The organism is Azospirillum palustre, assembly GCF_002573965.1.
Classification (GTDB): domain Bacteria; phylum Pseudomonadota; class Alphaproteobacteria; order Azospirillales; family Azospirillaceae; genus Azospirillum; species Azospirillum palustre.
Window position 1 is genome coordinate 470,185 of the sequence record NZ_PDKW01000041.1, and the last position, 15,067, is coordinate 485,251.

The window sequence follows — 15,067 nt, forward strand, 5'->3', positions numbered from 1 at the left end:
ATCTTCGGCGGCTTCCTCGTGACCCAGCGCATGCTCTCCATGTTCAAGAAGAAGGGCAAGTAAGACCATGGAAACCTTGTCCGCCCTTCTCTATCTCGTCGCCTCCATCTGCTTCATCATGGCGCTGCGCGGGCTCTCCAGCCCGGAGACCTCGCGCCAGGGCAACATCTACGGCATGGTCGGCATGACCATCGCCATCCTGACCACGCTGGCCTCGCCCATCGTCCAGTCCTACTGGATGATCGTGCTCGGCATCGCCATCGGCGGCGCCATCGGCTATGTGGTGGCCAAGAAGATCGAGATGACGGCGCTGCCGCAGCTGGTCGCCGCCTTCCACTCGCTGGTCGGTCTCGCCGCCGTCTTTGTGGCGCTGGCCGCCTTCTACTCGCCGGAGGCTTACGGCATCGGTCTCCGCGGCGCCATCGCCAAGGGCTCGCTGATCGAAATGGCGCTGGGCACCGCGGTCGGCGCGATCACCTTCACCGGCTCCATCGTCGCCTTCGCCAAGCTCCAGGGCCTCGTCACCGGCAAGCCGCTGGTCTTCCCGATGCAGCACCCGCTGAATGCGGCGCTCGGCGTGCTGACCGTCATCCTGATCGGCTGGCTGGTCCAGTCGAATGCCGATGCCGCGATGTGGCTGATCGTCGTCGTGGCGCTGGCGCTGGGCTTCCTGCTGATCCTGCCGATCGGCGGCGCCGACATGCCGGTCGTCATCTCGATGCTGAACAGCTACTCGGGCTGGGCGGCCTGCGGCATCGGCTTCACGTTGCAGAACAACCTGCTGATCATCACCGGCGCGCTGGTGGGCTCCTCGGGCGCCATCCTGTCCTACATCATGTGCAAGGGCATGAACCGCTCGATCTTCAACGTCATCCTCGGCGGCTTCGGCGGCGAGCGATCCTGTCCTACATCATGTGCAAGGGCATGAACCGCTCGATCTTCAACGTCATCCTCGGCGGCTTCGGCGGCGAGGCGGCGGGTGCCGTGGCTGGCGCCAAGGGTCCGCAGGGTTCGGTCAAGGCCGGCTCGGCCGAGGATGCCGCCTACATCATGAAGAATGCCCAGTCGGTGATCGTGGTCCCCGGCTATGGCATGGCGGTGGCCCAGGCCCAGCATGCGCTGCGCGAGATGGCCGACAGCCTGAAGCACGAAGGCGTGGACGTGAAGTACGCCATCCACCCGGTGGCGGGCCGCATGCCCGGTCACATGAACGTGCTGCTGGCCGAGGCCAACGTGCCCTACGACGAGGTGTTCGAGCTGGAGGACATCAACCGCGACTTCGGCACGGCGGATGTCGCCTTCGTCATCGGCGCCAACGACGTGACCAACCCGGCGGCCAAGACCGACCCGACGAGCGCCATCTACGGCATGCCGATCCTGGACGTGGAGAAGGCCAAGACGGTGTTCTTCATCAAGCGCGGCATGGCCGCCGGCTATGCCGGCGTGGAGAACGAGCTGTTCTTCCGCCCCAACACCATGATGCTGTTCGGCGACGCCAAGAAGGTCACCGAAGAGGTCGTCAAGGCGATGGAAGCGTAACGGACACTTAAACGGAAAAGCGCGCCGCTCCGGCTGGGGCGGCGCGCTTTTTCCGTTTTAGGCGTCGGTGTTATCCCGTCACCAGATCGTCCAGCCGGAAGCCGGCGATCTTGTAGATCTCCTCCAGTGCCCGGCCGAACTCCACCTCCGGCTCGTTCGCCACGCGCTCGCGCATCGCCGCCAGGATCTCCTGCTTGCTGCTGAAGCGCACCGCCATGATGAAGGGGAAGCCGAAGCGCTCGCGATAGGCGCGGTTCAGGTCGCGCTGTTCCTGGGCCTCCGCCTCGGTCAGCTCGTTCAGGCCCGCTTTCGCCTGCTCGGTCTGCGAGAAGGCGGTCAGGTTGGCCGGGCGGCTGGCGCGGTCGGCAAGATCGGGGTGGGACAGGATCAGCGCGCGCTGCCGCTCCGCCCCCACCGCCCGCACGATGCCGGTCATCGCCGCGCGCAAGGCCGCGGCATCGGCGAAGGGGCGCTTGTCCCAGGCGGCGTCGGCCACCCAGGGGCTGTCCTCGAACACGGCACCCAGCGCCGCGACGAATTCGGCGCGGTCCATGCGGTTCAAATCGTCCATGCTGTAGGGCATCTGATTTCTCACGTCGCGGTGTAGGGGTGTTCGGCGATCCAGTGGCGGGCGATGTCGAGCCGGGTCGCCACCCATGCCTTGTCATGGCTGCGCACATAGTCGAGGAAACGCGCCAGCGCCGCGGCGCGGCCGGGACGCCCGACCAGACGGCAATGCAGGCCGATGGACATCATCTTCGGCGCCGTCTCCCCCTCGGCATAGAGCGTGTCGAAGCTGTCCTTGAGATAGGCGAAGAACTGGTCGCCGCTGTTGAAGCCCTGGTTCGTCGCGAAACGCATGTCGTTGGCGTCGAGCGTGTAGGGCACGATCAGCTGCGGCCGGCCATGGCTGTCGTCCCAATAGGGCAGATCGTCGGCGTAGGAATCGGCGTTGTAGAGGAAGCCGCTCTCCTCGGCGACCAGCCGCCAGGTGTTCGGGCTGCACCGCCCGAGATACCAGCCGAGCGGACGTTCGCCGGTCACGCGGGTGTGGACCTCGATGGCGCGCAGCATATGCTCGCGCTCCACCTCCGCCGGCAGATGCTGGTAGTCGATCCAGCGCCAGCCATGGGTGGCGATCTCCCAGCCGGCGGCCTTCATCGCGGCGACCACCTCGGGATTGCGCTCCAGAGCCATGGCGACGCCATAGACGGTGACCGGCAGGTTGCGCTCCGTGAACAGGCGGTGCAGCCGCCAGAAACCGGCGCGCGAGCCGTATTCGTAGATCGACTCCATGTTCATGTGGCGGGCGCCGGGGATCGGCTGGGCGCCGACGATCTCCGACAGGAAGGCCTCCGACGCGGCGTCGCCATGGAGGACGCAGTTCTCGCCGCCTTCCTCGTAATTGATGACGAACTGCAACGCCACCCGGGCGCCGCCCGGCCAGTTGGCCTGCGGCGGGGTGGCGCCATAGCCGATCATGTCGCGGGGATAAGCGGTGCCGGTCATCGTCGTCTCGCCCTTTTCGCGCTGCGGTCGAAGCGGGACCTACGCTAAGCCATTGGCGGCAGGGGGTTCAACCGGCCGATTGTCTTCCGGCGGCCGAAGACAGTTTCCGGATCTGGACGGGTGGGCAGGGCAGGGCGGATGCGCTTAAGCTGTGGGTCCGAACTCGTATCGTTGCGGAGACCGTACCCCATGGGCCGCCTGACCACCCACGTCCTCGACATCGCCGCCGGCCGTCCGGCGCCGGGCATGCGCATCCGCCTGACCTCGCTCGACACCGGCACCGTTCTGGGCGAGTTCACAACGAACGCCGATGGCCGGCTCGACGCCCCGGCGCTCCAGGGCGAGGAGTTCAAGACCGGCCGCTACGAGCTGCTGTTCATGGCCGGCGAGTATTTCCGCCGCATCGGCGCGATCTCGGGCGCCATTGACGGTGACGGCCCGGACTTCATCGACGAGGTGCCGCTGCGCTTCGGCATCAAGGATGCGTCCCAGCATTATCATGTCCCGCTGCTGGTTTCGCCTTGGGCCTATTCGACATATCGCGGCAGCTGACGCTCCTCCCCATTCGGCACCGCTTTCCAGCCTGTGGAAAAGGCAACCCGTTGATTTGCCGTCCCCACCATCCGCGCGCTTAGCTGTCTTCAGCAACAATCGCGTTTGGTGAGGAGTCGAGCGATGGCGAGAATGACGGCGGCGGAAGCGGCGGTGCGGGTGCTGGAGCGGGAGGGCATCGACGTCTGCTTCGGCGTCCCGGGCGCCGCGATCAACCCCTTCTATGCGGCGATGCAGCGGCGCGGCACGATGCGCCATGTGCTGGCCCGCCATGTCGAGGGCGCCTCGCACATGGCAGAAGGCTACACCCGGGCCAAGGCCGGCAACATCGGCGTGTGCATCGGCACCTCCGGCCCGGCCGGCACCGATATGATCACCGGCCTCTATTCGGCGATCGCGGACTCGATCCCGATCCTGTGCATCACCGGCCAGGCGCCGCGCGCCCGCCTGCACAAGGAGGATTTCCAGGCGATCAACATCGCCGACATCGCCAAGCCGGTCGCCAAATGGGCCGTGACCGTGCTGGAGCCGGCGCAGGTGCCCTACGTCTTCCAGCAGGCCTTCCATCTGATGCGCAGCGGCCGCCCCGGCCCGGTGCTGATCGACCTGCCCATCGACGTCCAGATGGCCGAGATCGAGTTCGACGACGAGACCTACGAGCCGCTGGCGGTCTACAAGCCGTCCGCCACCCGCGCCCAGGTCGAGAAGGCGCTGGCGATGTTCGCGGCGGCCGAACGTCCGCTGGTGGTCGCCGGCGGCGGAATCATCAACGCCGATGCGTCGGACAAGCTGGTGGAGTTCGCCGAGCTGCTCGGCGTGCCGGTGATCCCGACGCTGATGGGTTGGGGCACCATCGCCGACGACCATCCGCTGATGGCCGGCATGGTGGGCTTGCAGACCGCCCACCGCTACGGCAACGCGACGATGCTGAAGTCCGACTTCGTGCTGGGCATCGGCAACCGCTGGGCCAACCGCCACACCGGCTCGGTCGAGGTCTACACCAAGGGCCGCAAGTTCGTGCATGTCGACATCGAACCGACCCAGATCGGTCGAGTCTTCATGCCCGACCTCGGCATCGTGTCGGACGCCGGGGCAGCGCTCGACCTGTTCATCGAGGTCGCCAGGGAGTGGAAGGCCGAGGGGCGCTTCAAGGATCTCGGCGGCTGGGTCAAGGACTGCCAGGGCCGCAAGCGGTCGATGCACCGCCGCAGCGACTTCGATCAGGTGCCGATGAAGCCGCAGCGCGTCTATCAGGAGATGAACAGCGCCTTCGGCCAGGACACCACCTACGTCACCACCATCGGCCTGTCGCAGATCGCCGGCGCGCAGTTCCTGCACGTCTACAAGCCGCGCCACTGGATCAACTGCGGCCAGGCCGGCCCGCTGGGCTGGACCCTGCCGGCGGCGCTCGGCGTCCGGGTGGCCGATCCGAAGCGGCGCATCGTGGCGCTGTCCGGCGACTACGACTTCCAGTTCATGATCGAGGAGCTGGCGGTCGGCGCCCAGCACAAGCTGCCCTACATCCATGTGCTGGTGAACAACGCCTATCTCGGCCTGATCCGGCAGGCGCAGCGCGCCTTCCAGATGGACTTCCAGGTGCAGCTGTCCTTCGAGAACATCAACGCGCCGGAGATCGGCGTCTATGGCGTCGACCATGTCGCGGTGGCCGAGGGGCTGGGCTGCAAGGCGATCCGCGTCACCGAGCCCGACCGCATCCAGGAGGCGTTCACCCAGGCCCAGGCCTGGATGGACCAGTATCAGGTGCCGGTCGTCGTCGAGCTGGTGCTGGAGCGGGTGACCAACATCTCGATGGGTGCCGACATCGACAGCGTCACCGAGTTCGAGGAGACGCTGGACCTGCCGGTGGACGAGAGCGAGACCGTTCTGGTCTGACGATCCGCTTCCATCCCGTCCGACCGGAAAGCCGCCGGGGCGCTGCCGCGCTCCGGCGGTTTTCGTTTGGGCGGACCTGTTGCATCGCGGAATTCCCCTGCCTGCGAAAGCCGTGCTAGCGTCCGTCCCGATCCGTAAACCCATCGGTCCGGCCCAATCGTCCGGCAGGGAGTCCGCGCGAGCATGGCGTTGCTTGAGAACATGCGCATCTTCGTCCGCGTCGTCGAACTGGGCAGCCTGTCGGCCGCCGGGCGGAACCTGCGCATGTCGCCGGCCATGGTCAGCCACCGCATCCAGCAGCTGGAAACCCATCTCGGCGTCCGGCTGCTGAACCGCACGACGCGGCAGTTGCAGGCGACCGAGACCGGCATGGATTTCTACCAGAGCTGCCTTGAGGTGCTGGAAGCGGTGGAGCGGGCGCACAGCAGCATCGCCGCCGGGTCCGGCGTGCCGTCGGGCAGCGTGCGGGTGACGGCGCCGCTGGGCTTCGGCCGCCGCATCCTGGCGCCGCTGGTCCCCGACTTCTGCGCCGCCCACCCGCTGGTGGAGGTGCGGCTGCGCCTGTCCGACCATCTGCTCGACCTGCTGCGCGAGGCGGTCGACGTGGCGGTGCGGATGGCGACGCTGAAGGACTCCAGCTTCGTCGTGCGCAAGATCGCCGACGTGCGCCGCGTGCTGGTGGCGGCGCCCTCCTACCTGTCGGAGCGCGGACGGCCGGACAAGCCGGCGGACCTGTCCGGTCACAACTGCCTGCTTCTGCGCTTCCCCGGCACCCAGCAATATCAATGGAGCGTGCTGGAAGGGGGCGAGCCGGTGAAGCTGCCGGTGTCGGGCCGCTTCGACGCCGACGACGGCGACGTGCTGACCGGCTGGGCGCTCGACGGGCGGGGGATCGCGATGAAACCCCTGTGGGAGGTGGCGGAGCATCTGGCCAGCGGCGCCCTGGTGCCGGTGCTGCCCGATTTTCCGCCGGAGCCGGTGACGCTGGCCGTGCTCTATCCCCATCGCGCGCTGGTTCCCGCCAAGGTCCGGGCTTTCGCCGACCATATGGTGCCGAAGATCAAGTCGGCGCTGCTGGGAATATCGCCTGAGACGATCCTATGACCAAAGGGCTCCAGTCCTAGGGATAATCCCGACTGGTCGGGCTGGATGCTTTGCCTATCCTGCATGGCGCTATCGTATGCAGAGGCCGTGCCGCCAGGATACTTTGTTTCCAGAGACGATCCCATTCATGGCTCGTATCGGAAATGAAGCGGTAGAATGGGAAGCCATGGCCCTTCCGCATCCGTCCGGCGCGGCGCGAGGAAGGGAGGACTCCATGTTTCTGTTCACCAAGGGTGTGAGCTGCGAGCGGGCCAAGCTGGAGGCTCTTGACCGGTCGCAGGCTGTCATCGAATTCGCGATGGACGGCACGGTGGTGGATGCGAACAGGAACTTCCTTGAGGCGATGGGCTATAGCCTGGAGGAGGTGAGGGGGCGCCCACATAGCATGTTCGTCGATCCCGACTATGCGAAGAGCACAGAATACTGCGATTTCTGGGGCGAGCTGCGGGCGGGACGCTTCCAATCGGCCGTGTTTCGGCGGATCACCAAGTCGGGCCGGGAAATCTGGCTGCGCGCCACCTACAACCCGATCCTCGGTGCCGGCGGGCGGGTGGTCGGCGTGGTGAAATTCGCCACCGACATCACCGAGGCGAAGCTGAAGGACGCCGATGCCAACGGCAAGCTCGCCGCCATCGAACTGTCCCAGGCGGTGATCGAGTTCGGATTGGACGGCACCATCCTGAGGGCCAACCAGCGCTTCCTCGATCTGATGGGCTATCGGCTGGAGGAGGTCCAGGGGCAGCATCACAAGCTGTTCCTCGATGGCGTGGATGCCGCCGATCCAGCCTACGGCGCCTTCTGGGAGAAGCTCGGCCGGGGCGAGCATCAAAGCGGCGAATTCCGGCGCCTGACCAGGAGCGGCGCGCAGGTCTGGATTCAGGCGACCTATACGCCGATCCTCGACCCGACCGGAAAGCCGTGGAAGATCGTGAAGTTCGCGACCGACGTGACCGAGCAGCGAGCCCGCAACGCCGACTTCCGCGCCCAGATCGAAGCGATCAACCGGTCGCAGGCGGTAATCCACTTCAAGCCCGACGGCACCATCCTGGATGCCAACGACAATTTCCTGAAGGCGATGGGATACCGGCTGGACGAGGTGGTCGGGCAGAACCATCGCCTGTTCGTCTCGCCGGAACAGCAGGCCAGCGCTGAATACAGCCAGTTCTGGGACATCCTGCGCAGCGGGAAATTTCACACGTCGCTCTACCGCCGCCGGGCCAGGAACGGGTCCGACGTCTGGATCAACGCCAGCTACAATCCCGTGCTGTCCGAGACGGGGGAGGTGGTAAAGGTGGTGAAGTTCGCCACCGATGTGACCGCCATGATCAAGTCGCGTCTGGAAGCCATCGAGTTTTCCAAGCAGACGGTTCAGAAGGTCACCGATGTCGCCGGGTCGGTCGAGCAGATGTGCACGTCCGCGACGCGGATTTCCGCCGACATCCTGACATCGCGCAAGGTGGTGGACGAGATCGACCGGCGCACCGCGGCGGCGGACAGCGCCACCGGCCGGCTGAACGAAGCGGCGGCGGCGATGGACGGTGTGGCGAAATTCATCGACGCCATCGCCTCGCAGATCAAGCTGCTGTCGCTGAACGCCACCATCGAGGCGGCGCGGGCGGGCGAGGCCGGCCGCGGCTTCGCGGTCGTGGCGACCGAGGTGAAGTCGCTGGCCGAACAGACCTCCGGCGCCACCGAGCGGATCGGCGTCGAGATCGTCGCCATGCAGGAGGTCGTCCGCCAGGTGGTGGAGGCGCTGGGCGGAATCGCCCGGTCGGTCGACAGCGTGAAATCGACCGTCCATGGGGTTGCCGCCGGCGCCGAGGAACAGATGTCGCTCAGCGACGGCGTCGTGTCGAACATGCGGGAAGCCCGGAACGGCGTCGAGGCGATCAACCGCAATCTGCAGGAGATGCTGATCAAAGCGCAGTAATGGGGCGCAGTAATGGGGCGCAGTAATGGGGCGCAGTGACGGGCGGGCCGGTCCGGCCGGCCTCACACCCCGCGCGAGCGCACCAGAAGAACGCGCGCTTCCTCCGCTGCACGGTGCAGGTGGGGGAGGAACTGCACCTCCATCTCCGGGCAGGTGACGCGGGCGGCCTGGGCGCTGATGTTCATCGCTGCCACCACCCCGCCGACGGCGGTGCTGATCGGCACGGCGATGGAGCGCAGCCCCAGCTCCAGTTCCTGGTCCACCAGAGAGAAGCCGCGCTCGCGCACCCGTTCCAGTTCGCGCTTCAGCGCATCGGGTGCGGTGATGGTCCGTTCGGTGAAGGGCTTCAGCGGCACCCGCGCCAGATAGGCGTTCAGTTCCGCCTCCGGCAGCGCCGCCAGCAGGACGCGGCCCATCGAGGTGCAGTAGGCCGGCAGGCGGCTGCCGACATTCAGCCCGACCGACATGATCCGCTTGGTCGCCGCACGGGCGATGTAGACCACGTCGTCCTCGTCCAGGACGGCGGCGGAGCAGGATTCCTGCACCGCCCCGCTGACCTGCTCGATCAGCGGGTCTAGGATCGTCGCCAGCGGGGCCGACGACAGGAAGGAATAGCCGAGCGCCAGGATCTTCGGCTTCAGATGGAAGGTCCGGCCGTCCGACCCGGCATAGCCCAGCTGCATCAGCGTCAGCAGGCACCGCCGCGCCGCCGCCCTTGGCAGGCCGGTGATCTTGGCGATGTCGGCGATGGTCAGGTTCGGTTCGCGCTCGGTGAAGGCGCGAATCACCGACAACCCGCGCGCCAGGGAGGTCATGAAGTTCGGATCGGACGCCTCTTCCGCTGCGCCGGAGGGTGTCTTGTCTGCGGCCCCGGCCAGTTGCTGGGTTTCGGCCATGCGCGGGTTCCTTCGCTATGAGCGATCCTGAACGGCCAAATTAGGGCGATTACCGCGCAATGGCCAGAAAAATCGAACAAAACCGGCCGCAACTCCGTCGGCAGCAGAAATAGTTCGAGGTGCCCGCAATTGGCCTTGCGGGTGTCTGGCATCTGGTATACCGTATCGATAATTCAAAAACGACGCGCCACTCAGTACCAAGGGTCAAGGGCGATCGTCCGAACGCTCGCACGAACAACGCTCACGACAACAAGCGGCGCCGATGGCGTCGGCGCGCAAAGGGTCGGAAACGTGATGAACCGGGAAAGATTCAGTGTCGAACCCCTCGAACAGGGGATGAGCTTCAAGGCCAAGGCCTACCAATCGCTGCGACAGGCCATCACGCAGATGAACATCTACGGCCAGAGCAACGAGATCAGGTTGGACGAACGCCGTCTGTGCGAGGCGTTGGGTGTCAGCCGCACCCCGGTGCGCGAGGCGATGGCGCTGCTGGAACAGGAGGGGTTCATCCGCTCCCAACCGCGGCGCGGGATCTTCGTGGTGCGCAAGACGAAGGCCGAACTGGTGGAGATGATCACGGTGTGTGCCGCCCTGGAAGGCATGGCGGCACGCCTGTTCGTCGAAAACGCCACCACGGAGAAGCTGGAACTCCTGCACGCCGCGTTCGACAAATACACGAAGGCCGAACTGGCGGAGCATGTCGCCGAATATTCGGACGCCAACATCGTCTTCCATCAAAGCATCGTCCAGGCTTCGGGGTCCGTTTTGATCTCGGACCTGACCGACCGCTTCTTCATCCATATGCGTGCGATCCGCCGCGCGACGATGGGCCTCGGCGACCGTGCCGACCAGTCCATCCACGAGCATCGGGACATCATCGAGGCGCTGGCCGCCCGCGATGCCGATCTCGCGGAACGCCGCGTCCGGGAACACACGCTCGGTCTCGCACAGTACGTGGAACGGCATTGCGCCTTCCTCGACTAACCAACTTTGAACCTTTTTGGAGCCTCGGGGAGGAGTCACCCATATGTCTACTGCGGCTGCAACGATCACTAAGAACCAGGCCACGGAAGCATCTGTTGTCGAAGACGCGCCGGCGCTGACCGACGGCTTCCAGCTCGTCATCGACGCGCTCAAGCTCAACGACATCAACAACCTGTATGTCGTCCCCGGTATTCCGATCTCCGACCTGCTGCGCATGGCGCAGGCCGAGGGCATGCGGGTCGTCTCGTTCCGCCACGAACAGAATGCCGGCAACGCCGCCGCCATCGCCGGTTTCATGACGAAGAAGCCGGGCGTCTGCATGACGGTGTCGGCGCCGGGCTTCCTGAACGGCCTGACCGCGCTGGCGAACGCCACCACCAACTGCTTCCCGATGATCCTGATCAGCGGCTCGTCGGAGCGTGAGGTCGTCGATCTCCAGCAGGGCGACTATGAGGAGATGGACCAGCTCGCCATCGCCAAGCCGCTGTGCAAGGCCGCTTTCCGCATCCTGCACGCCCAGGACATCGGCATCGGCGTGGCGCGCGCCATCCGCGCCGCCGTGTCGGGCCGTCCGGGCGGCGTCTATCTCGACATGCCGGCCAAGCTGTTCTCGCAGGTGATGGACGCCGCGGAAGGCGCCAAGTCGCTGGTCAAGGTGGTCGATCCGACCCCGGCCCAGTATCCGTCGGCCGAGGCGGTCAACCGCGCGCTCGACCTGCTGAAGGGCGCCAAGCGTCCGCTGGTGATCTTCGGCAAGGGTGCGGCCTATGCCCAGGCCGACGAGACGATCCGCTCCTTCGTCGAGAAGAGCGGCATCCCCTTCCTGCAGATGAGCATGGCCAAGGGCCTGCTGCCCGACACCCATCCGCAGTCGGCCGGTGCCGCCCGCTCCCTGGTTCTGCAGGAAGCCGACGTGGTCATGCTGGTCGGCGCGCGGCTGAACTGGCTGCTGTCGCACGGCAAGGGCAAGACCTGGGGCAAGCCCGGCTCCAAGAAGTTCATCCAGGTCGATATCGAGCCCAGGGAGATGGACAGCAACGTCGAAATCCACGCTCCGCTGGTCGGCGACATCGCGTCGGTCATGGAAGTGATGCTGAAGGGCATCGACGGCGGCCTGACCCCGCCGACCGACTGGATGGCCACCGTCGCCGCCAAGCGTGAGCAGAACGTCGCCAAGATGGCGCCGAAGCTGATGAGCAACGCGTCGCCGATGAACTTCCACGGTGCGCTGGGCGCGCTCCGCCGCATCATCAAGGAGCGTCCGGACGCCCTGCTGGTCAACGAGGGCGCCAACACCCTCGACCTCGCCCGCGGCATCATCGACATGTACGAGCCGCGCAAGCGCCTCGACGTCGGCACCTGGGGCGTGATGGGCGTCGGCATGGGCTACGCCGTCGCTGCGGCGGTGGAGAGCGGCAAGCCGGTTCTGGCCGTCGAGGGCGACAGCGCCTTCGGCTTCTCCGGTATGGAGGTGGAGACGATCTGCCGCTACAACCTGCCGGTCTGCATCGTCATCTTCAACAACAACGGCATCTATCGCGGGACCGACGTCAACCCGACCGGCGGGAACGACCCGTCGCCGATGGTCTTCGTCCCCGGCTCGCGTTACGACAAGATGATGGAAGCCTTCGGCGGCGTCGGCGTCCACGTCACCAACCCGGACGAGCTGTACCGCGCCGTCAATGAAGCGATGGACAGCGGCCGTCCGACCCTGGTCAACGCCGTCATCGACCCGGCCGCCGGCACCGAAAGCGGCAACATCGGCAGCCTCAATCCGACCAGCTCGGTCCGCAAGATGCCGTCCTAAAACGAACGCCGACCGACACGACTTAAGAAGCAGGGGGAGAAATACATGGGCAAGGCACTTCAGGGCGTGCGGATTCTCGACTTCACACATGTTCAGTCGGGACCGACCTGCACCCAGTTGCTCGCCTGGTTCGGCGCCGACGTCATCAAGGTCGAACGGCCGGGCGAGGGTGACATCACCCGCAGCCAGCTGCGCGACCTGCCGGACGCCGACAGCCTGTATTTCACCATGCTGAACCACAACAAGCGGTCCATCACCCTCGACACCAAGACGCCCAAGGGCAAGGAGGTGCTGGAGGCGCTGATCAAGACCTGCGACGTGATGGTCGAAAACTTCGCCCCCGGCGTGCTCGATCGCATGGGGTTCACCTGGGAACGTATCCAGGAACTGAACCCCGCGATGATCGTCGCGTCGGTGAAGGGCTTCGGGCCCGGGCCGTTCGAGAACTGCAAGGTGTACGAGAACGTTGCCCAATGTGCGGGCGGTGCGGCCTCGACCACCGGTTTCGACGACGGCCCGCCCATGGTCACCGGCGCCCAGATCGGCGACAGCGGCACCGGCCTGCATCTGGCGCTCGGCATCGTCACCGCACTCTACCAGCGCCGGGAAACCGGCCGGGGCCAGAAGGTGCTGGCCGCCATGCAGGACGCCGTTCTCAACCTGTGCCGCGTCAAGCTGCGCGACCAGCAGCGTCTGGCCAACGGCCCGATGAAGGAATACCCGCAATACCCGAACGGCGAGTTCGGCGACACCGTGCCGCGCGCCGGCAACGCGTCGGGCGGCGGCCAGCCGGGCTGGATCCTGAAGTGCAAGGGCTGGGAGACCGATCCCAACGCCTACATCTACTTCATCGCCCAGGCTCCGGTCTGGAAGTCGATCTGCAAGGTCATCGGCAAGGAAGAGTGGATCACCGATCCCGACTACGCCACCCCGGTGGCCCGCCTGCCGCGCCTGATGAGCATCTTCGCCACGGTGGAAGAGTGGACCAAGACCCTGACCAAGTTCGAGGTCATGGATCTTCTCAACAAGTACGACATTCCCTGCGGCCCGATCCTGTCGATGAAGGAAATCGCCGAGGACAAGTCGCTCTACGAGACCGGCACGCTGGTCGAGGTGGAGCATCCGACCCGCGGCAGCTACCTGACTGTCGGCAACCCGATCAAGCTGTCCGACAGCCCGACGGAGGTCACCCGCTCTCCGCTGCTGGGCGAGCACACCGACGAAATCCTGCGCGACGTGCTCGGTTTCAACGAGCGTGAGATCGTCGACATCCGTGACAGCGGCGCCATCGGCGTCGTGGAGAGGCTGGCGGCGGAGTAACAGTCTCCGCCTCCTTCCCCAGCCCTCCCCGCTTCGGTGGGAGAGGGTGGGGAGGAGGGCCGGCACCCGATATTTGAAAAGCCTGCCGATTTTTAAAAACCCCGCTTCCCCTCTTCCCGACCGTCCCCTTCCCGGTCGCTCAAGAGCCGAAGCGGGAGCCGAAGCCCGGACTTTTAAAAATCCGCCGCCCGTCAGCCGAAGAATTTCCGGCTCCCCGCGGTCTCCAAAAGACAATTCCCGACTGGGACAGAGACGAAAACCATGAACATTCACGAATATCAGGCCAAGGATCTGCTGCGGGGGTACGGCGTCGCCGTTCCGCGCGGCGGCGTGGCCTTCACCCCGGAAGAGGCTGCATCGGTCGCCCGCGAACTCGGCGGTCCGGTCTGGGTGGTGAAGTCGCAGATCCATGCCGGTGGCCGCGGTGCCGGCCGCTTCCAGGACAATCCCGGCGGCAAGGGCGGCGTCCGCGTCGTCAAGTCGGTGGAAGAGGTCGCCTCCAACGCCGCCGAGATGCTGAACCACGTCCTCGTGACCAAGCAGACCGGCCCGGCCGGCAAAGAGGTCAAGCGCCTCTATGTCGAGGAAGGTGCGGACATCAAGCGCGAGCTGTATCTCGGCCTGCTGACCGACCGCGGTACCGGCCGCGTCACCATCATCGCCTCGACCGAAGGCGGCATGGAGATCGAAGAGGTCGCCCACAACACGCCCGAGAAGATCGTCAAGGTCGCGGTCGACCCGGCCACCGGCATCCAGGGCTACCACACCCGCAAGGTCGCCTTCGCGCTGGGTCTGGAAGGCAAGCAGGTCGGGGCCGCCGCCAAGTTCATCCAGGCCGCCTACAAGGCGTTCGTGGATCTGGACTGCGCCATCGTCGAGATCAACCCGCTGATCGTCACCGGCTCGGGCGACATCCTGGCGCTCGACGCCAAGATGAGCTTCGACGACAACGCGCTGTTCCGCCACAAGGACGTCGCCGCCCTGCGCGACGAGGCCGAAGAGGATCCGGCGGAGATCGAAGCCGCCAAGCACGAGCTGAATTACGTCAAGCTTGACGGCAACATCGGCTGCATGGTGAACGGCGCCGGCCTCGCCATGGCGACGATGGACATCATCAAGCTGTACGGTGCGGAACCGGCCAACTTCCTCGACGTCGGCGGCGGCGCCACCAAGGAGCGCGTCACCGCGGCCTTCAAGCTGATCCTGTCCGACAGCGCGGTCGAAGGCATCCTGGTCAACATCTTCGGCGGCATCATGCGTTGCGACGTGATCGCCGAGGGCGTGGTCGCCGCGGCGCGCGACGTGAAGCTGCATGTGCCGCTGGTGGTGCGCCTGGAAGGCACCAACGTCGATCTGGGCAAGAAGATCCTGGCCGAGTCCGGCCTGCCGATCCTGTCCGCCGACAATCTGGACGATGCAGCCAAGAAGATCGTCGCCGCCGTGAAGAAGGAGGCCACGTAACATGGCTGTTCTCGTCGACAAGAACACGAAGGTGATCTGCCAGGGCTTCACCGGAGCCCAGGGCACCTTCCA

The 15,067-nt window shown here is 65.9% G+C and carries 12 protein-coding genes and 1 pseudogene; 10 read left to right on the forward strand and 3 right to left on the reverse strand.

Annotation, left to right across the window (positions count from 1 at the left end):
• Together CRT60_RS35680 and CRT60_RS15810 are read left to right on the forward strand one after the other, a co-directional pair.
• Positions 1-63, forward strand: coding sequence for a proton-translocating transhydrogenase family protein (locus tag CRT60_RS35680; protein ID WP_280177229.1), 63 nt, complete (start codon positions 1-3; stop codon positions 61-63).
• A gap of 4 nt (positions 64-67) precedes the next feature.
• Positions 68-1,539, forward strand: a pseudogene (locus tag CRT60_RS15810) (NAD(P)(+) transhydrogenase (Re/Si-specific) subunit beta).
• Between the two features lie 70 nt (positions 1,540-1,609).
• Here the strand turns inward: CRT60_RS15810 and uraD are convergent.
• Both uraD and puuE read right to left on the reverse strand, forming a co-directional pair.
• Complete coding sequence (gene uraD / locus CRT60_RS15815; protein WP_098737475.1) at positions 1,610-2,122, reverse strand: 2-oxo-4-hydroxy-4-carboxy-5-ureidoimidazoline decarboxylase; 513 nt, start codon at positions 2,120-2,122, stop codon at positions 1,610-1,612.
• A gap of 8 nt (positions 2,123-2,130) precedes the next feature.
• Positions 2,131-3,048 (reverse strand): allantoinase PuuE, encoded by a 918-nt coding sequence (gene puuE / locus CRT60_RS15820; protein WP_098737477.1) that lies wholly within the window; start codon positions 3,046-3,048, stop codon positions 2,131-2,133.
• Between the two features lie 189 nt (positions 3,049-3,237).
• Here puuE and uraH point away from each other — a divergent pair, with 189 nt between their 5' ends.
• The 4 genes from uraH (at position 3,238) to CRT60_RS15840 (ending at position 8,527) form a co-directional block, all read left to right on the forward strand.
• Positions 3,238-3,600 carry a hydroxyisourate hydrolase gene (gene uraH / locus CRT60_RS15825; RefSeq protein ID WP_098737479.1) on the forward strand — a complete coding sequence of 121 codons (363 nt, stop codon included), beginning with the start codon at positions 3,238-3,240 and terminating at the stop codon, positions 3,598-3,600.
• A 123-nt stretch (positions 3,601-3,723) separates the two neighbouring features.
• Positions 3,724-5,493: a glyoxylate carboligase gene (gcl, locus tag CRT60_RS15830; protein ID WP_098737480.1), complete on the forward strand. Its 1,770-nt coding sequence runs from the start codon at positions 3,724-3,726 to the stop codon at positions 5,491-5,493.
• 183 nt (positions 5,494-5,676) lie between these two features.
• Entirely contained in the window at positions 5,677-6,597 is a 921-nt protein-coding gene (locus CRT60_RS15835; RefSeq protein ID WP_098737482.1) for a LysR family transcriptional regulator, read from the forward strand.
• 214 nt (positions 6,598-6,811) lie between these two features.
• Positions 6,812-8,527 (forward strand): methyl-accepting chemotaxis protein, encoded by a 1,716-nt coding sequence (locus tag CRT60_RS15840; RefSeq protein WP_098737484.1) that lies wholly within the window; start codon positions 6,812-6,814, stop codon positions 8,525-8,527.
• 62 nt (positions 8,528-8,589) lie between these two features.
• Here CRT60_RS15840 and CRT60_RS15845 read toward each other — a convergent pair whose 3' ends face one another.
• Positions 8,590-9,423, reverse strand: a complete 834-nt coding sequence (locus CRT60_RS15845; protein WP_098737486.1) for an IclR family transcriptional regulator — start codon at positions 9,421-9,423, stop codon at positions 8,590-8,592.
• 129 nt (positions 9,424-9,552) lie between these two features.
• Here CRT60_RS15845 and CRT60_RS15850 point away from each other — a divergent pair, with 129 nt between their 5' ends.
• From CRT60_RS15850 to sucC, 4 genes are all read left to right on the forward strand, one after another.
• Complete coding sequence (locus tag CRT60_RS15850; protein WP_244592524.1) at positions 9,553-10,407, forward strand: GntR family transcriptional regulator; 855 nt, start codon at positions 9,553-9,555, stop codon at positions 10,405-10,407.
• A 43-nt stretch (positions 10,408-10,450) separates the two neighbouring features.
• Positions 10,451-12,214, forward strand: a complete 1,764-nt coding sequence (gene oxc, locus CRT60_RS15855) for an oxalyl-CoA decarboxylase (RefSeq protein WP_204561939.1) — start codon at positions 10,451-10,453, stop codon at positions 12,212-12,214.
• A 45-nt stretch (positions 12,215-12,259) separates the two neighbouring features.
• On the forward strand, positions 12,260-13,534 hold the full coding sequence (frc, locus tag CRT60_RS15860; protein ID WP_098737489.1) for a formyl-CoA transferase: 1,275 nt from the start codon (positions 12,260-12,262) through the stop codon (positions 13,532-13,534).
• 261 nt (positions 13,535-13,795) lie between these two features.
• Complete coding sequence (gene sucC / locus CRT60_RS15865; RefSeq protein WP_098737491.1) at positions 13,796-14,995, forward strand: ADP-forming succinate--CoA ligase subunit beta; 1,200 nt, start codon at positions 13,796-13,798, stop codon at positions 14,993-14,995.
• The last annotated feature ends 72 nt before the right edge of the window (positions 14,996-15,067 follow it).